The sequence below is a fragment of the Alteromonas sp. ABV4_150 genome (assembly GCF_056311745.1).
The window spans coordinates 3,396,179-3,414,446 of sequence record NZ_CM149971.1 but is presented as its reverse complement, the minus strand read 5'-3'; the positions used below and the strand labels follow the sequence as shown (position 1 = coordinate 3,414,446).

At 43.2% G+C, this 18,268-nt stretch carries 17 protein-coding genes; 10 read left to right on the top strand and 7 right to left on the bottom strand.

Annotation, left to right across the window (positions count from 1 at the left end):
* Positions 1-2 precede the first annotated feature (2 nt).
* From ACYX4M_RS14820 to ACYX4M_RS14805, 4 genes are all read left to right on the top strand, one after another.
* Positions 3-803: an enoyl-CoA hydratase/isomerase family protein gene (locus tag ACYX4M_RS14820; RefSeq protein WP_476080687.1), complete on the top strand. Its 801-nt coding sequence runs from the start codon at positions 3-5 to the stop codon at positions 801-803.
* Positions 793-2,805 (top strand): acetyl/propionyl/methylcrotonyl-CoA carboxylase subunit alpha, encoded by a 2,013-nt coding sequence (locus tag ACYX4M_RS14815; protein ID WP_476080686.1) that lies wholly within the window; start codon positions 793-795, stop codon positions 2,803-2,805. The genes ACYX4M_RS14820 and ACYX4M_RS14815 overlap by 11 nt, the downstream gene beginning before the upstream one ends.
* Position 2,806: 1 nt before the next feature.
* Complete coding sequence (locus ACYX4M_RS14810) at positions 2,807-3,706, top strand: hydroxymethylglutaryl-CoA lyase (protein ID WP_476080685.1); 900 nt, start codon at positions 2,807-2,809, stop codon at positions 3,704-3,706.
* A gap of 554 nt (positions 3,707-4,260) precedes the next feature.
* The gene (locus ACYX4M_RS14805; RefSeq protein WP_476080684.1) at positions 4,261-4,983 is read left to right on the top strand and encodes a transposase; all 723 of its coding nucleotides are present in this window, start codon (positions 4,261-4,263) and stop codon (positions 4,981-4,983) included.
* Here ACYX4M_RS14805 and ACYX4M_RS14800 read toward each other — a convergent pair.
* Together ACYX4M_RS14800 and ACYX4M_RS14795 are read right to left on the bottom strand one after the other, a co-directional pair.
* Entirely contained in the window at positions 4,952-6,106 is a 1,155-nt protein-coding gene (locus ACYX4M_RS14800; protein WP_476080683.1) for an MFS transporter, read from the bottom strand. The two genes, ACYX4M_RS14805 and ACYX4M_RS14800, sit on opposite strands and share 32 nt — an antisense overlap.
* A gap of 74 nt (positions 6,107-6,180) precedes the next feature.
* Complete coding sequence (locus ACYX4M_RS14795; RefSeq protein WP_476080682.1) at positions 6,181-6,714, bottom strand: SRPBCC family protein; 534 nt, start codon at positions 6,712-6,714, stop codon at positions 6,181-6,183.
* Positions 6,715-7,396: 682 nt separating this feature from the next.
* Here ACYX4M_RS14795 and glgC point away from each other — a divergent pair.
* Positions 7,397-8,668, top strand: a complete 1,272-nt coding sequence (gene glgC, locus ACYX4M_RS14790; protein WP_476080681.1) for a glucose-1-phosphate adenylyltransferase — start codon at positions 7,397-7,399, stop codon at positions 8,666-8,668.
* 112 nt (positions 8,669-8,780) lie between these two features.
* Here glgC and ACYX4M_RS14785 read toward each other — a convergent pair whose 3' ends face one another.
* Both ACYX4M_RS14785 and ACYX4M_RS14780 read right to left on the bottom strand, forming a co-directional pair.
* The gene (locus ACYX4M_RS14785; protein WP_476080680.1) at positions 8,781-9,593 is read right to left on the bottom strand and encodes an alpha/beta fold hydrolase; all 813 of its coding nucleotides are present in this window, start codon (positions 9,591-9,593) and stop codon (positions 8,781-8,783) included.
* 70 nt (positions 9,594-9,663) lie between these two features.
* Positions 9,664-10,986, bottom strand: coding sequence for a spinster family MFS transporter (locus ACYX4M_RS14780; RefSeq protein ID WP_476080679.1), 1,323 nt, complete (start codon positions 10,984-10,986; stop codon positions 9,664-9,666).
* A gap of 169 nt (positions 10,987-11,155) precedes the next feature.
* On the opposite strand from ACYX4M_RS14780, the gene ACYX4M_RS14775 reads away from it, so the two are divergent.
* Complete coding sequence (locus ACYX4M_RS14775) at positions 11,156-11,971, top strand: acyl-CoA thioesterase (protein ID WP_334058057.1); 816 nt, start codon at positions 11,156-11,158, stop codon at positions 11,969-11,971.
* A 37-nt stretch (positions 11,972-12,008) separates the two neighbouring features.
* Here the strand turns inward: ACYX4M_RS14775 and ACYX4M_RS14770 are convergent, their stop codons facing one another.
* Complete coding sequence (locus ACYX4M_RS14770) at positions 12,009-12,854, bottom strand: HDOD domain-containing protein (protein ID WP_476080678.1); 846 nt, start codon at positions 12,852-12,854, stop codon at positions 12,009-12,011.
* 489 nt (positions 12,855-13,343) lie between these two features.
* On the opposite strand from ACYX4M_RS14770, the gene ACYX4M_RS14765 reads away from it, so the two are divergent.
* Positions 13,344-14,642: a glycosyltransferase gene (locus tag ACYX4M_RS14765; RefSeq protein WP_476080677.1), complete on the top strand. Its 1,299-nt coding sequence runs from the start codon at positions 13,344-13,346 to the stop codon at positions 14,640-14,642.
* Between the two features lie 17 nt (positions 14,643-14,659).
* Here ACYX4M_RS14765 and ACYX4M_RS14760 read toward each other — a convergent pair whose 3' ends face one another.
* Together ACYX4M_RS14760 and ACYX4M_RS14755 are read right to left on the bottom strand one after the other, a co-directional pair.
* Positions 14,660-15,052, bottom strand: a complete 393-nt coding sequence (locus ACYX4M_RS14760) for a SufE family protein (protein ID WP_476080676.1) — start codon at positions 15,050-15,052, stop codon at positions 14,660-14,662.
* Positions 15,053-15,068: 16 nt separating this feature from the next.
* Positions 15,069-15,464 (bottom strand): DUF2750 domain-containing protein, encoded by a 396-nt coding sequence (locus ACYX4M_RS14755; protein ID WP_476080675.1) that lies wholly within the window; start codon positions 15,462-15,464, stop codon positions 15,069-15,071.
* Positions 15,465-15,774: 310 nt separating this feature from the next.
* Between ACYX4M_RS14755 and ACYX4M_RS14750 the strand changes: the two genes are divergently transcribed.
* From ACYX4M_RS14750 to ACYX4M_RS14740, 3 genes are all read left to right on the top strand, one after another.
* On the top strand, positions 15,775-16,479 hold the full coding sequence (locus tag ACYX4M_RS14750) for a heme oxygenase-like domain-containing protein (protein ID WP_476080674.1): 705 nt from the start codon (positions 15,775-15,777) through the stop codon (positions 16,477-16,479).
* Positions 16,480-16,711: 232 nt separating this feature from the next.
* Positions 16,712-17,521 carry an exodeoxyribonuclease III gene (gene xthA, locus ACYX4M_RS14745; RefSeq protein ID WP_476080673.1) on the top strand — a complete coding sequence of 270 codons (810 nt, stop codon included), beginning with the start codon at positions 16,712-16,714 and terminating at the stop codon, positions 17,519-17,521.
* 42 nt (positions 17,522-17,563) lie between these two features.
* Complete coding sequence (locus ACYX4M_RS14740; protein WP_476080672.1) at positions 17,564-18,205, top strand: energy-coupling factor ABC transporter permease; 642 nt, start codon at positions 17,564-17,566, stop codon at positions 18,203-18,205.
* Positions 18,206-18,268 lie beyond the last annotated feature (63 nt).

Below are 18,268 nucleotides of genomic sequence, written 5' to 3'. Positions count from 1 at the left end.
TTATGGAACAATCAGTTATTTACAGCGTAGACGAAAGAAACATTGCCACTGTCACCTTAAACAGGGCTGATAAACATAATGCCTTCAACGACGAAATGATAATCGAGCTGACTCGTTTGTTTAAAAAAGCGGGTGAAGACGAGAATGTGCGTGCGCTTGTTTTAAGAGCAGAAGGTAAAAGCTTTAGCGCTGGCGCCGATCTTAACTGGATGAAAAAAATGGCCAGTTATACCGAAGCGCAAAATGAAAGCGATGCTCTTGCATTAGCTACAATGTTGCAGACACTTTATAAAATGCCAAAGCCAACAATAGCGCGAGTACAAGGCGCAGCCTTTGGAGGCGCAGTTGGTCTAATTGCATGTTGCGATATTGCTATTGGCAGTAAGCTCAGTAAATTTTGCTTAAGCGAAGTTAAAATAGGCCTCATTCCAGCAACTATCAGCCCTTACGTTGTTGAAGCGATGGGCGCTCGTGTGTGTAGACGCTACTTTCAAACCGCTGAAGTATTCTCTGCGCGCAGAGCACGACGACTAGGACTATTGAGCGAATCAGTAACTGAAGACGAGCTAGATAGCACAATAGATGACATTGTATCAAACATACTGAAAAACGGCCCCAAGGCAGTAGCTAAAGCAAAAGACTTAGTGCAGTGGGTGTCAATGCAAGAAATTGACAATGCCCTTCTCACAAAAACGAGTAAGCTTATTGCACAAGTAAGAACCTCTGATGAAGGTCAAGAAGGTCTGTCAGCCTTTTTAGAAAAGCGCAATGCGTCATGGGTGGAGGTAAAGAATGATAAATAAATTACTAATTGCTAACCGTGGCGAAATAGCCTGCCGCGTTATAAAGACAGCCAACGCACAAGGTATAAAAACGGTAGCTGTTTACTCAGACGCCGATAAGAATGCACTTCATGTTCAAATGGCTGACGAAGCGGTTTACCTAGGGCCATCTCCGTCAAAAGAAAGCTATTTACGTGGTGATCTCATTATTGAGAAATCGAAAGAGCTAGGTGTAGATGCAATTCACCCAGGCTATGGCTTTCTATCTGAAAACGCTGAATTTGCCAATCTGTGTGCAGAAAACAGTATTATCTTTGTAGGCCCACCTGCATCAGCAATAGAGGCGATGGGCTCTAAATCTGCTGCAAAAAGCATTATGGAAAAAGCAGGCGTGCCGTTAGTGCCGGGCTATCACGGTGACGAACAGAGTGAAGCTGTATTAAAAGCTGCTGCCGATGAAATGGGCTACCCTGTTCTGTTAAAAGCCGCGGCTGGCGGTGGCGGTAAAGGTATGCGCCAAGTTTGGAGCGAAAAAGAATTTTCTCAAGCTTTAAACGCCGCTAAACGTGAATCGATGGCCAGCTTTGGTGACGACCACATGCTGGTTGAAAAATACCTAACTCGTCCTCGTCATGTTGAAATACAAGTTTTCTGTGACACCCATGGTAACGGAGTATACCTTTTCGAGCGTGATTGCTCTGTTCAGCGTCGTCACCAAAAGATTATAGAAGAAGCACCTGCTCCTAACATGTCTCAGTCAGTGAGAGAGAAAATGGGCGAAGCGGCGATTCTTGCGGCAAAAGCCATTAACTACGTAGGTGCTGGAACGGTTGAGTTTTTACTTGACGAAGACGATTCATTTTACTTCATGGAAATGAATACCCGTTTGCAGGTTGAACACCCTGTGACAGAAATGATTACCCGAGAAGACTTGGTTCACTGGCAGTTAACTATTGCCGAAGGCAAGCCACTTCCTAAGCAACAAAATGAACTAACGTTAACAGGACACGCATTCGAAGCACGTATTTATGCTGAAGAACCAAACAATGAGTTTCTCCCCTCTACCGGTACTCTTTGCTTGTTGCGCACACCAAAAGAAAATAACGTCGTTCGCGTTGATACTGGTGTTGTTGAAGGTGATGAGGTAAGCGTATTTTACGACCCTATGATTGCTAAGCTTGTAGTTTGGGGAGAAAACCGTGAGATAGCGCTTAAGCGGCTTATTAGTGCGCTAGGTGATTACTATATAGACGGTGTAAGTACGAATATTGACTTCCTCAAGCGTGTCGCCTCCCACTCTGCATTCGTCGCTGCCGAGCTCACAACTACATTTATAGAGAAACATAATGATTCCTTGTTTGCTCCTGTAGCTAGTGCTAGCAAAGACACCCATGCCAACATCCCAACAATGGCATTACTTTCGCTTTTAACAAGAAAAGTTGCATTAAACAATAAAACCCCATCGGTATGGTCTACTGCAGGTGCGTGGCGGTCTAACGGAATTCACCAAGAAACTTTAACGTTGCTTTGCGACCAAGAAGAGATTGGTGTTGAGGTGAAACATTTACAATATGGAAATGAGCCTGCTTGGGAGCTAACGGTAGATAACAAAAGCTTCCGAGTAAGTGGCAAAATCATAAATAACACGTTGGAAGCGACAATTAATGGATACAAATCAACGTTTTCGTTTTCAGACAATGATGGAGTGTTAACTCTTTTTAACAAAGACACCCATGCTAAGTTTAGTGTAGTTCTAGCCTCGTTAGGTGAGGATAACAGCGATGGTGATGATGCCAATTTCAGTGCCCCTATGAATGGAACAATAGTTGCGCATTTGGTTGAGAAAGATCAGCAGGTTAAGAAAGGGGATCCAATCTTAGTCATGGAAGCGATGAAGATGGAGCACAGCATCATTGCCCCACACGACGGCTCAGTAGAAGAGTTCTACTTCAACCCAGGTGAATTAGTTGATGGTGGGGCCACGCTATTAGCGTTTTCGACCAAAGAAGCTGCCGAGGTTTAGTGTGACGTTTCCTAAAGAAGTAAGCATTGTTGAAGTGGGCCCCCGAGATGGCCTTCAAAATGAAAAGCAGGCCTTAAGCGCCAAACAAAAGGGAGAGCTCATAAAGCTTCTCTCCGAAACCGGTCTCAACCGCATTGAGGCTGGTAGCTTTGTGTCGCCCAAATGGGTGCCTCAAATGGCAAATTCAGATGAGGTTATTGAGGCGTTAGAAACCGATTCTGGTATTCGATATTCAGCGTTGACTCCTAACCTCAAGGGATTAAAAGCGGCCATAGAGTCAGGAGTGAAAGAGGTTGCTGTGTTTGGTGCAGCCTCTGAGTCTTTTTCACAGAAGAATATAAACTGCTCAATCAGCGAAAGCTTAAAGCGTTTCGAAGACGTGTTTGAACTAGCCAACCACAATAATATAAAAGTGAGAGGCTATGTTTCGTGTGTAATGGGCTGCCCCTATGAAGGTCATATTTCTCCGAATGCCGTTACACAGGTAAGCAAGGAACTGATTAACATGGGATGTTACGAAGTTTCACTAGGCGATACCATTGGAGTGGGCACACCAAAAGCTACCAGTTTGTTGCTTGATGAAGTACTAAAAGAGATTAGTGTTAGCAAGGTTGCGGCCCACTTTCATGATACCTATGGACAGGCACTAGTTAATTTGTACACGGCGCTAGGGTATGGAGTTTCAACCATCGATTCGGCCGTTGCAGGCCTAGGAGGATGCCCTTATGCCAAAGGGGCCAGCGGAAACGTCGCAACTGAAGATGTTCTGTATATGTTAAACGGCATGGATATTTCCACGGGAGTCAACATGAATAAGCTGCTTGTAGCTTCGTCGTATATTTCCGACATTTTAGGTCGCTCTCCTGTGTCTAAATCAGCCAATGCACTTTTAGCAAAATAGTCTTTCATTTTGGGCCTATGAACTCATGTTTATGCCTTTAGAAATCCCTAGTGGAGACACCCATCCTAAGTATAAGGGGAACTATTTGGGTGGGTGTCTCTACAAACTTTCTTTAGGTTTCAACTCCTCTAGGATGGATGTCTCTGTAAGCTCTCTACCCATGGTTGATACGCAGGGGTGAAAACCGCGCTGTAGTTCAGGTCACAGAGCAGCACCTCAAATGGTAAGGTTTGTTCAAGTAATATGACCATGCTGGATGAAAAATGGCGCAAAGCAGAAAATCCCTTATTAGCCTTCAAGACACGCCTTATTATCACTGCATATCTCGCTGCGTAAGACGTAGCTACCTTTGCGGGTACGATCAACATAATAATGTTAGTTACGAGCATAGAAAATCTTGGGTAGAGAAAAGGCTTCTATTTTTAGGTAAAGTTTTCTCCATAGACATCTGTGCTTATGCGGTTATGAGCAACCATGTCCATGTCGTTTTATCAGTAAATAAAAGTGTTGCCCTCGCCTGGCCAGTAGACACTGTTTTAAAGCAGTGGCATAAAATGCACAAAGGCACCCTACTCACACAAAAATATTTGAAGGGCGAGTTACTTAGCGAAAGTGAATTAGATACAGTCAAAGCTACGGCTGAAGTTTATAGAAAACGTCTTTTTGATATTAGTTGGTTTATGAGAAACTTGAATGAGTTTATCGCGAGAAAAGCCAATGAAGAAGATAACTGTACTGGTAGGTTCTGGGAAGGCCGATTTCGTTCACAGGCATTATTAACTGAGAAGGCACTATTTTCATGTATGGCCTATGTTGATTTAAACCCTATTCGAGCAAGAGCAGCTACGAATTTAAAAAACTCTTTGTATACAAGTATGTATACTAGGCTGGCTTCAAGCGCATTGACTAATAAACCTGTGAAAGGGTTAATACAGTTTAAAACTCATAGGGTAAATAACGGCCACCGCTGCTTAAATCTCACTCTAAACGACTATTGTGAACTTCTTAATAACTCTATAACGTTACTTCTTGATGGCAGCGCACAAGCTTCTCAGCAAGAAAATTGTGACAAGGCAAATTACATTGGCTTCGGAGAAGCTCAATGGATCAAGATTATCAATGATTTCGAGAACACTTTTTCTTTTGCTGCTGGAGACAAAGCATCCATGCAAAAATTCAAAAAGCGCACCAATAGGAAGCGAATGGCCAAACAGAAATCCGCATCGCTTTGCTTTGATCGTAGCTTTACTTCTCAGAAGGTAGAATTACAGTCATAACAACTGCGATCAAAAGCACTGCTGCCATGATATACACCACAGAAAACGGTAAAAAAGGTGTTAGCGCAGCGTATAAAGCTCCAAATGCTAATAAGATTACTCCTATCGCAGTGTTAGAAAAACCAACTAATTCAGTACGCTCATGCCCATCTTTAACGTCTAAACTATATGTCTTTCTTCCTGTTCGTACACCCGTATGGGCTATTGAAAGCAAAAAGAATAAAAAAGCCGATGTGGCGATTGAGGCTGATTGCCAGTAAAGAAGCCCTCCACACGCACACAACGCGAGCACACCTGATAGTTGCAGGGTTAATTTCGCACTTTTATCAGCAAGCTTGCCCCAAACGACCGAAGATAAAAGCGCAGCCAAAGCCTCAGCACCTATATAGATTGGCAGTAACTCTTGGGCGTCACTATTTTTTTCAATCATAAAATAGGGAGCAACAAGCGCCGAATGCACAAAAAGCCCCCTTACAAAAATAAATTTATAAATGGTAGGATCAAAGTTAATACTAAACGCTTTTCCGTCGTCGCTGCCAGTGTCCACACTTGTCTTGATGGGCCACACACATACCAAAGTCAAAATAAAAGAAAGCAAACTTCCACTTAAAATTAGCAAAAGTACGTTCGAAGAAAGGTTGTCATCTATAACGACCAAGGGTATTGAAATTAGGAGTGTGACTACCCCAGATATAGTTGATGCAAACCCTATAAGGTTTCCGCGCTCTCCTTTTTCTGCGACATCGGCCTCCATATCTTTAACAGTTAATGAACACGCAGAACGGCCTAAACTTAGAAATATAAGAGAAATTAGTAGCAAAGCGCCTGCTGTAAAACTAGAAAAGAAAATTACCGAAAACAGCATACCAACCACAGCAAATGCTTGTACTGCCATGCCGGTGCGCCAAACAATATGCCGCTGAGAATGTTTTCGAAGATAAATACTAATGAGTACTTGAGGAAGCAGTGCACCCGACTCTCTGATAGGTACCAACCATCCCACCATCCAAACTGGAGCACCAACACTCAGAAGAACTGCCGTTAAAGTTGTCTTTGCTGATATCAACAGGTCGGCAAGCTTATTAAGCGAAAGGCCAGCAATGAGGAGTTTTTTTTCTTTCATGGTCGATGGCACGTACCGTAAACAATTTGGTATTTACGGCATCTATATGTTCTCAGATCAAAAGGTTGCGCATTCTAACCGTTGTTTTCAACCAGTACCTTTAGGTTTTCAAGTCCCGTCTCAAAATCCGGACCAACCATACCATCCACCATTAATGCAAAATATTTGTTGATTGGATTATTGTCTACTGTCCCTTCATCCCTCCAGGTTACCATAGAGCCCTGGCCCGTAGGTTCAATTTCAACCACGCCTGAAGAGCCCATGTCAAAGTCAGGAAAATACAGCCGATAGAGAACTCGTTTGTTGTGTTCTAGTTGCGTGATTTCCATTTCACCATTTCCTTCCGTCTCACTTTCCCATTCCGAACGCATCCCAATAGCCCTATCAGGTCCAAAATAATCAAGTTTCATGTTCGGGTCGCGTTTGAACCAGACTCCCCACTTTTGCCACTCTTTTAGGTCAACAACATAAGGATATATCTCAGAAGGCTCGGCATTGATATTGACTCTTCTTTCCACGCTATACTCATTTGGAATAAATAAGCTCGTAACAACAAACAATAAAATTATTACGCCAGCCACAACTAAAAGTTTCTTTAGTGCTCCCATCTAAGACTCCATAAAATAATTAACCACCAAAATATAACACTTAATTAACAATTGTCACTTTTTGTTGTAGTTGGCACTTTTGAGGAGTTAACGTTAGATTGACACCCATCCATTCATTTTTGACGAAATTAAAAACGTTTCGATGAGCTAGCATCTTTAATAACTTGGTCGTTTAGCTGGGTGTCTTCATAAATAGTCGCCCATCCAATCATCTTTGACGGAATTAAAAACGTTTCGATGAGCTAGCATCTTTAATAACTTGGTCGTTTAGCTGAGTGTCTTCATAAATAGTCGATAAAACTGCAAACCTGTCGTTTTATGAGTGAAGTGGATGTCTTTTCAAGATGCGATCGAAAAACTTATGCTGGATGTCTTTCTTCACCTATCTACACCTTGTGATAATGAGTGCATCGACTATTGTTTATAGGTATGCGTTTTATGAGTGGGTGTCTTGCTAAAAAAACGCAAAACAACATAAATTTTAAAATTTTAACCATTTCATCACAAAGCAATGAAATCACGCTGTTATTATAAATTATCTTGTGTAATATGGGTTTAGGTTATCAGCTAAGCCTGTTCACTTGGGCGGCTCACGGATAGCGCAGCAAATCGCAACACCTCGTTTTCTCTTTATATTTCTATTGATACACGGTTATCGCTTTTTTACAGGAGTTTTTAGAAAATGGCAGATCAAAGTTCTCGTTACATCAGTAACCTCACCCGCGATACATATGCGCTTATCTTAGCTGGGGGGAAAGGTTCAAGACTACACGAGCTCACTACTTGGCGAGCCAAACCCGCGCTTTATTTCGGCGGTAAATTTAGAATCATCGACTTTCCCCTATCAAATTGTGTTAACTCAGGCATTCGAAGAATTGGCGTTGTCACTCAGTACAAGTCTCACTCCTTAATTCGCCACTTGGTCAGAGGTTGGGGGCACTTCAAGAAAGAACTCGGCGAATCAGTTGAAATTCTTCCGGCGTCTCAGCGCTTCTCCGACAGTTGGTATGAAGGCACCGCCGATGCTGTTTTTCAAAACATCGACATCATCCGTGATGAGCTGCCCAAATATGTAATGATCCTATCAGGTGACCATATCTATCGTATGGACTACGGTGATTTGCTCGCTAAGCACAAAGAGTCTGGTGCCAAGATGACAGTATCTTGTATGTCAGTTCCATTAGAAGAGGCAGCGGGTGCTTTTGGTGTGATGTCCGTAGATGAAAACTACCGTATTAATGGTTTTGAAGAAAAACCTGCCAACCCTACCCCGCTTCCCAACGACCTCACGCGCTGCCTAGCCTCTATGGGCAATTATGTATTCGACACCGAGTTTTTATTTGAACAACTGCGAGTAGACTCAGAAAATATGGGGTCTCAGCGTGATTTTGGTAAAGATATTATTCCATCGATAATCGCTGACCATCCCGTATATGCCTACCCATTTGAGCAAAGTGGCGGAGATAACGCTTACTGGCGTGACGTAGGTACAATCGATTCGTTCTGGGAAGCCAACATGGAAATGGTTGCACCTGTACCTCAGCTCAATTTATACGATAGGAAATGGCCTATTTGGACTTACCAAGAACAATTGCCACCTGCCAAATTTGTATGGGAAGACCACGACAGGCGTGGTGAAGCCATAAATTCTGTTGTTTCTGGTGGCTGTATCATTTCTGGTTCAACCCTTCGTTCTTCTATTTGTTTTTCTAACGTAAGAGTGCATTCATACGGACTCATTGAAGATGCTGTCATTCTTCCAGACGTTGAAATTAAACGCCATTGTAAGTTGAAAAAGGTCATAATTGACCGCGGCTGCGTAGTACCGGAAGGGACGACCATTGGTTATGACCACGAACAGGACAAAGCACGAGGCTTTCGAGTATCAGAAAAAGGCGTGGTACTTGTAACACGTGAAATGCTTGGGCAGCCAGTGGGTGGGTTGAGCGCCTAAACAAAATTAATAAACGTATAAAAAACTGCGCGATTGATTTTGGCGTTAGGCGCCAAAATCAATCTCAGCCAAGCCCACTAACCTCCGCAGTCCATTATGTGAGGCAACTAGTTCATTCAGCCTTAGTGTTCCATCGTTTAAGGGTTTGCTCAATAAAGCTCGCCACTTTCTCCGGGTGTTCTAATGGGAACATATGACCACCTTCTAATACAGCATGTTCAATCGCATTGTGCTTCATGAGTCGCGAGTACATCTCAGGCTTGCAAACGTTACTCTTGCTACCTGTTGCTAATACTGCAGGACACTTTAGCTTTCCTTTGTATTTCCCGAGGTTATGAGGCACATTGCGGAATAAATCAGCTTCCACATCAGCCCGAAATGTAAGTGAAATATTGTCTGACTTAGTCTCTGTTACAGACTGCACGTAGTCACGCACACATCGTTTATCCATATCTCTAAACAACGCTTTTCCATGAAAGTACGCAACCATATCGGTATTGCTTGGCCAACGCGTATTACGCGTTTGAGCTAGTTTTGCTGGCGTTAGTTTATTGATTAAAGGCGTATGTTTAGCAAATTTAAAAAAGTAACTCAGAGGGCCAACCACTAGCGGCGGGTCAAATAAAATAACGCCCCTAAATAGCTCAGGCGCCTCACACGCCGCCATGTAGGTGATAACGGCTCCAAACGAATGCCCTACACCATACACACCACGAGGGTCTTTATTCTCTTTTTTAATGTGTTTGATTAGCTCTTGAACTTGATTGCGCCAGTTGCCATTTACAGGAAGCTGAGGGTCGTGCCCGAATCGCTCAACGTGCAAACGGTTGAAGTGGCTGGGTAACGCCGAAAACATGGCATTATAGCTTCCTGCAGGAAACCCGTTTGCATGGGCAAAATGAAAACTCAACTCAGACGAGGACACCAATACACTCCTTCACATTCAAATAATAAAGGGGCTTTAAATCAGCCCCTTACAATGAAAGTCGATAATACTATAAGCCTCTGGTTTCTGCCATTTCCCAATCCTTTACTATCTTAGTACTTGTCCATAAGAACACAGCAATCGAAATGCCGTAAGGAACTACCAAGTAAATAAGTGCCTGCCTTAATGCCTCTGTTTCGCCCAATGAAGGTACAAGCGCTTGGCTAATAATACCGGTAAGCGTGGGTCCACCACCTAACGCAATGATATTCAAAACAAAGAAGAAAAGTGCCGTCGACATAGCCCTTACGTTTATTGGAGCAAGGGTTTGTGCCATCGCAAAACTTGGCCCCAAGTAAGAGCCACTAGTAAACAACAGCAATGCCATAAGCCCCACTGATAGCCAAAGATCTTGAACTTGTAACGATGCATAGAAGGCAGGAACACCAATAATCAGCGCAATGGCGGGTATCAATGCATAAGCTTTTTTGTTGTGCTTACCCCATCTGTCAGCAATATAGCCACCTAACCAGACGCCCAATGCATATGCGGTTCCGTTGATGATGCCAAATACAATAAGAAGCTGTGTAATATCTAGCCCTGAAAAAGCTCGTACATAATAATCAATGACCCATGTCGAGATTGCATAGTTACCGAAAGAACCAAATGAAATACCTAAGGCCATCCCCCACCAGGTAGGTATTTTTAGCAGCATTTTCAATGACGATTTAACACTCGGCTTATCAGCGTCATCTGCACTTGGCGCAGAAACGGTCCTAGCGGGCTCTTTTACCGTCAACTTCAATAAAATAGCCAGTAACACTCCAGGTATACCAACGCTGTACATTACCGTACGCCAGTCGGCAGAGCCGCCTTGTAAGAAAAATGCTGAGGCAAAAAACGCGAGCATTACACCAAACGGAATGCCTAAGGAGTAGATGGCTAGCGCCCCAGCGCGCTTTTCTTTAGGGAATAGGTCAGAAATGATACTGTGCGAGGGAGGACTGCCCCCAGCTTCACCAATACCTACCCCAATACGAGCAATAGCGAGTTGCATATAATTGGCTGCCAAGCCTGATGCCGCAGTAAAACCACTCCACAGCGTAAGGGATATTGCAATGATATTAACGCGACTGTAACGGTCTGCAAGCCACGCTATTGGAATACCCATCACGGTATAAAGCAGTGCGAAATAAATGCCTTTGAGCCACCCCAACTGGGCGTCATCTAACCCCAAGTCGGCTTTAATAAACGGCGATAATATTCCAATAATTTGCCTGTCTATAAAGTTAAAGGCATACACCAAGGTCAATATGAACAGAACGTAATTGCGGTAACTTCTAGATGCTCGAGCTTCGTTAGCTGGAATACCTTCAACTTGCGTATGGGCCATAACAGTCCTTTTAAGTGACAATACCCCAGTCTACGCACTTGGTAAAAAAATAAACAACTAATTGTTACTTATTTGTTAACATAACGAAAATTTCTAACTCAGGCTTTTCGTTCCACAGCGCTTAATGTACGATGAAACCCACTTAACTCATCAGACCAGACAAGCCAATATGACAGTAGATGAATTGCTCAATATTCCCCAACTATCACAAACATCCGAAAACACCTGGAAAGTTGACGGGCTAATTATTCCGAAAACCTGGGGACAAGGACGAACGGCGTTTGGCGGCATTTCTGCCGGCATGCTATATACGGCTGTGAAGCAACAAGTAACTGATAATCGCGTGTTACGCTCTTTTACTACTAATTTTGTTGGTCCTCTATCGCTCGAAGCCCCTTTTTCTATAGAAGTTACTCTATTGAGAACGGGAAAAAATGTCTCCCAATATACTGCGCATGCCATTCAAGACGGCAAAAGCTGCGTTTTCTCCCAAGCGTGTTTCGGGGTTGCTAGAGAATCTGGAATTAAGGTAGAGAATACAGAAAAACACGATATGCCTTTGCCTAACAAGGCGAAATTTATCCCACAAATACCTAAAGTTACGCCAAAGTTTTTACGTTACTTTGACTTAGCCATTGAAGATGGCGGTATTCCCTTTACGCGAAGAAAAACCAGCCATTACCACGGCTTCATGCGTTTTAAACAAGCTCCTGAAGCGATAACTGATGCGCATATCATTACCATGATTGATGCTTGGCCACCTACGCTTTTGCAAATGATGAAATTGCCAGCACCAGCTAGTACGGTAAGCTGGAATTTAGAATTTATCCATCCGCACAAGCCGGTAAGCCCTACAGATTGGTTCGGCTATAAGGCCCATACAAGACAGGCCGCTGACGGTTATGGTCACACGGAAGCGACGATTTGGGATAAAGATAACGAAGTAATAGCAATCAGCAGACAAACCGTAGCGATTTTCGATTAATCGCTACGGCATTTGCTATGACGAGAGACGCTTAACGTTAATAGAGCATAAACGCGTTAGGGTTAAACAAAGAAATAACCGAAATGCATTGCAGGTTAGTTATATCTAGCGCGTCTTCCAAATCTTCACGATTTAACGATAACGCCTCGTGAAGCTCAGGTTTCAAGTTGTGATAACTTGGGTAAATTTCAGGATTTACATTATCTAACGCGAGTACGTAAGAAAGCTGGAGAATTTTATCTTCTACATTTGTCTCTACATCTTCGCCCTTGTGAATGCTGGCAATAGGCGTATAAATTGAGCTAGGTATACCCCATTTTTCAATCAGCCTTGCCGATAGTTCCGCGTAAGTAAACCCTAATACGCCAAATTGAAGCTCCGCAGGGCTCACACGCGTATTAAACGCCTGACAGCGGGTTGCCGACTCAGGCATTAACGAAACGGTTACCAACTCACCAATGTTGTGAAGCAGCCCAGAAACAAAAAGTCTTTCTGGCTCCCTGATATTGCGCATATCAGCAAAATACTTGGCAAGTAACCCGCAGGACACGCTTTGTTCCCAGAACTTGTCTAGGTCGACCACTTGTCCATCCACGTCGCTAAATGCCTGACTAACACCATAGGCCAGCGCTAAATCGTAGGTAGAACGAGTTCCCACAACCTGAATAGCCCTTGTTATGGTGTCAATTTTATTGGGAAAACGATAGAGCGCTGAGTTTGACACTCTAAGTAGCTGGGTAGCCAATGACGGGTCGAAAGCAATGATATCGCCAATATCGTCAATGCTTGAAGCCTCATCATCCATACAAGCTTTGAGTCGCGTTACCGAGTCTGGTAAAACAAAGAGGTCTTCCGCTTTCGAAACTATTTCATCTAAATTCATTCGTGCACTCTCTTCAATGCAGTCTTTGTCATTGTCGTGTTCAAGGCACCTCCATTCGCCCTGAACTTAATTAAGGTATAGGCTTTAAAACTAAAGAGGTCAATTAATATCGCTTAGTAAAAAAGTATGATTTCTTTAATAATCAGACAGTTGAAAACTCTTAAAAAAGTAATTATTAATTGAGGCTGCTTTTTCAGTATAGGTTGTTTTTCCAACCCTGAGTATTACCAATTTTGGTAATACTCAAGACTACAAGACACCTCCGGAGTTCCTCGAACATGCCGGCACGTCGCGTATTATAACTAACTGCTTGTATTTACAGATCTAAAATTCTATTTCAAAGAAAAACTTAGGGTAATTACCTATAAGAATTAGAATTTCTAAGGCACTCCCCTTTAACATATGGCAAGCGTATTTTTGTGATAGCATTCGCTTCAAAATAACCGTGCAGTTCAGGCACATTTTGAATTAAGAGTAGTGATCCATACCATGTTAAATGTTGTTGTAGTCGGCTATGTATGGCCCGAGCCAAATTCCTCAGCAGCGGGGCAGAACATGCTCTCTATTATCGAGCGTTGCTTAGCCGCTAACTTTAACGTGACTTTCTTAACAGCTGCTACCGATAGCGACCACAAAGCCGATCTTTTAACAATGGGAGTAAATGTTCAGTCTGTGGCGCTAAACTGCAGTTCATTTAACACTCTTATTGCAGACATTGCACCAGACGTGGTTGTTTTTGATCGCTACATGACTGAAGAACAGTTTTCTTGGCGAGTAAAAGAAGTTTGCCCGAATGCACTTAGAGTGCTTAATACCGAAGATTTACATAGCCTTCGCCACGCAAGACATGAAGCTGTAAAAAAGCATAGCGACGCAAGCCTAGCGCATTTACATACCGAACTGGCCCAAAGAGAAATTGCTTCGATTATTCGAAGCGATCTGACCTTAGTTATCTCAAAAAAAGAAATGGCCTTATTGACTGAACACTACGGTGTACCTTCAGCGCAACTTCAGTATCATCCTCTTGTGGTTGGCCCATCTATTAGCTCTGCCCCTTCTTTTGAGCAACGCTCACATTTCGTTCATATTGGTAACTTTCGCCATGCGCCAAACTGGGACGCGGTTTTGCAATTAAAACAGCATCTTTGGCCTTCTATCAAAAAAGCATTGCCTCATGCTGAATTGCATATTTATGGTGCTTACCCACCTAAGAAAGCAACGCAGCTTCACAACGAGAAACAAGGCTTTTTAGTGAAAGGCTGGGCGAGCGATGTTGAGTCTGTAATGATGAATGCTAAAGCCCTTATTGCCCCCTTGCGATTCGGCGCGGGTATAAAAGGAAAATTGCTTGATGCGATGCGCTGCGGCACGCCTAGTATCACGACCTGGATTGGCGCGGAAGGTATTGCTGAAGATAGCGTTGAAGTAGATAGTGGTATGAGCGCAAAAGCAGACAACGAGGTCAAAAATTTGCAGTCTGCACAATGGCCTGGCGCTCTATGCGATACTGATACTTCTGATGCGGCCGTAATTCGCGACTACGTTGAAAGGGCCGTAGCGCTTTATGAGAATGAGAAGGTATGGCGTTTAGCCAATAAACACACGGCTAGTTTGCTAGACGTATTTAAACAGCAACAGCCAGAAGTGCCGCTTATTGAAAGAATCAATGAGTTAAAACAAGGGCTGGATAAACATAGAGATACGTTGTTTATGCAAAGTTTGTTGTGGCACCAAACGCTTGCAGCAAGTAAATATATGAGCCAGTGGATTGAAGCAAAAAGCAAATAGAGGGACGAGAGAAGTGCCTATACACACTTCAACTTTGTTATCACCGACTTTATTCCGTTGCCTCGCGACTGGCTTAGATATCGCTCCAACTGGCAGCGGGACAAGTAATCTTCGAAGTCGAAATTACCGCGCTGCGCTTTGGACAAGGTATTGGCTTTTTCAAGTAATACTGCTAGTACTCCCCGTATCACCTTACTTGGCGAGTATGCCATTAAGCTGTCTCGTTCCGCAGAATATGACAACCACACGGGGCTTTCACATCCTTCAACTGCTGTATCTGGCGTGCGCTTATCTAAAGAAAGTGGCGTTAACGATTTACCCGCTAACATAAGCGTGCGCGTGAAATCATCCCAGCCTTTTGAAGCGGCAAGTGAGGAAGCTAAAGGAAGCAAAGTCTCATCCGAACTCATCTGCTACTAGTCCAGTTTAATTGCCGCTTAGCTCGGCAGCTAAATCCTCTGCGGTCATCACTAGGTTTTCGACGTCACTCGTTGTTGGAAACATAACCAGTTCCACACCATTTTTTGTAAGACCAGGCAGCCAGGTTTCTTTGAATTCAGCAAGTTCCACACTCACACATTGGCCTTCTATTTCATTAATGTCTACAAACTTTTGCGCCAAGTCACGATGCGGGAATACGGGTAATTGAACACTCTCCCCACCTTCGAACATTACAAAGCCTTCACTACCCTGCATCATCCATATTTCTTTTGCCTTCGCAATATAGCTAACAACAAGCTCTTGTCGCTCTTCAGCGCTTAGCTTCATCGCTTGCTCAATGACCGCATCGCTCAACTTGTCCGCAATTGTTTCTGGAAACACGTTTATTCACCTATCTCAAAATTTGGGGCAAGTATACCCGCACCAGCAAAAGGCGCAATGTAATAGTAACCAAAACCTCCCTTACAAAGACACCCATGCCAAAAGCAACAAAACCTTTCTTACAAAGACACCCACGCTAGAGCAGCGAAACTTCCCTTACAAAGACACCCACCTTAACCAACAATGAACCAAGTAAATTTAAAATTATCTAGCTTTTGTTCAATTCACTATCGGTTACAGAGACACCCATGCTAAAGTAAAACCAAACCGATAATGACTATAAAGCAACAACGCCAAGATACTTTAAACCATGCGCAATCTTTTCACTGCTCTTAAGCAAGACACCCATGCAAACCACGATATTTTGGAAAACACCTTCCCATTTTCTATCTACCACAAAGACAATTTGTTCGATGAAAAGGCATATCTCGCTATTTTAAAGATCATGAGGAAGTTCCATCAAACAGCGGCAAACGCTGTTCAACAAGCGGAACTCCAAGTTACTGCCCTTGCATCAGTGGCTTCGATGATAAACAGTGGCGTGATTGAAGATGCGCTGAACCAAGACATTGTTGCGCTTACCAGAGATTCACTTACCAAAGACATCCACGCATTGAATGCTTCTGATACTGCTGTTTCGCTTAGTGACCAAGCTTACGAAGACACCCACCCCAACTCACTATCTACGCAACTCAGCAACTCGCCAACCAGCCAAGCTATTTCAGCTATATACGTATGGTTAGGCTCATCAATGGGTGCAAGTATCATTGTTCGTAGATTAGACGCTAAGGAACGCAATATACCGACGAACTATTACCAAGCGATGGCTGGGTGCGCGAAAGCATGGGTGTCATTCAAACAAGAAGTAGAAAGGCTACTCCCTGAACTCGATCTGGAAAATGAAGGCTTTATTGCAGATGCAGTGACAGACGCTAACTCTTGGTTTAACTACCTGATTTCACAGGCTGAAGTTGTCAGTCATAATAGCAAAGCTCAGGCGGTTGCAGGCAAATAGCTTTGCGCCATATAAGATAACGCTTCGTCCTTCTATAAAAAAACCAATTGTACGTTAATTCGTTTCGCCCACTCCCGGCGGCCTTCCTCCGGGTTGTTTAAACCTACCAAGCTATAAATAAACTTAATCATGGCAATCGTCTGAATGCATTAATATATTGATAGTTCTTCGTTAAGCGCTTGCTGAGTTTCTGATAGAATTACCGCAATCTTGAAACAACAAAAACATAAACATGAAAGTAATCTCATTTAATATAAACGGCATACGCGCCCGCTTGCACCAACTACAAGCGGTTATTGACGCTCACCAACCAGACATTATTGGTTTGCAAGAAATTAAGGTTCACAACGAGCAATTTCCAGTAGAGGCAGTGGAAGCCATGGGCTACCACGTCTATTTCCATGGGCAGAAAAGTCATTATGGCGTAGCGTTTTTAGCCAAGAAAGAAGCCCTTTCTGTTTCTATGGGTTTCCCTACCGACGAGGAAGATGCCCAGCGTAGAATGATCATCTTGAAAACCACTGATGAAGCGGGCGAACCTTTAACTATCCTTAACGGCTACTTTCCACAAGGTGAGAACGAAAAGCACGAAACAAAATACCCTGCCAAGCGCAAGTTTTATAAAGATCTAATGACGTATTTGAACGAGAACCACACGCCGGATGAGAACGTCATTGTGATGGGTGATGTGAACATCTCCCATACAGATTTAGACATTGGTATTGGTGAAGAAAACAAGAAGCGCTGGTTGAGAACAGGCAAGTGTAGCTTTTTACCCGAAGAGCGTGAGTGGTTGAACACACTTATCGACTGGGGTTTTGAGGATAGCTTTAGAACACTTAACCCTGAGACTAATGACAAGTTCTCGTGGTTCGACTATCGCTCAAAAGGTTTTAACGACAACCGCGGCCTGCGCATCGACCTGATATTGGCTACAAAAACATTGCATTCGCATCTGCACGACGCTGGCATTGATTATGAGTTAAGAGGCATTGAGAAGCCGTCTGACCACGCGCCGATTTGGGCTGAATATAAAAAGTAGTTGGCCGATAGCAATTAAAACAGCGCCAATTAAGGAGTAACAGTGAATTCATTACAGTTGTTGGCATTGCTATTCTATGGCGCATTTTTGTTGAGCGCGGTTAAGCACATCGATTTTAGTCACTTCGCTCGCAACAAGCAGCAGCAACACCTTATATTCGGCACTGCTGCTTCTCTATTTGTGCTCTGGTTGTTTAAAGCAGGGATTTTTGAAGGCTTAGACGTTCATTTTCTGGGCCTTTCTGTTCTCACCCTTATGTTAGGCTTTAGAAATGCAATCATTGCTTCTTTTATCGCGCTTTTGGGGGCAAACCTAATAGGTTACGGCGCGTGGGAAAACTTTGGTATTAATGGTCTGCTTGGAACTATTTTACCAATTGGAACAACCTATCTTTTCTACATGCTGTCTTTCCACCATATACCTCGTCAACTTTTTGTTTATATTTTTGTATGCGCTTTCTTTCCGGCCGCACTGTCAATTGCACTCAAAACACTATCCTTAGGCGCTTTCTATTTCATCGAAGGCACATACACATGGGACATCGTTTTCGATAACTACATTTTACTCATCCCGTTATTGGTGTTTCCAGAAGCGCTTCTTAATGGAATGGCCATCACACTTCTTGTCATCTATCAACCGACGTGGGTGTATACCTTCCACGATAAGTTTTATCTCGACAATTAGAATCTTTGTCTTCTTAACTCACTTCACTTATTTAATTTATTAAACTAATAGTTAATAAGGTTT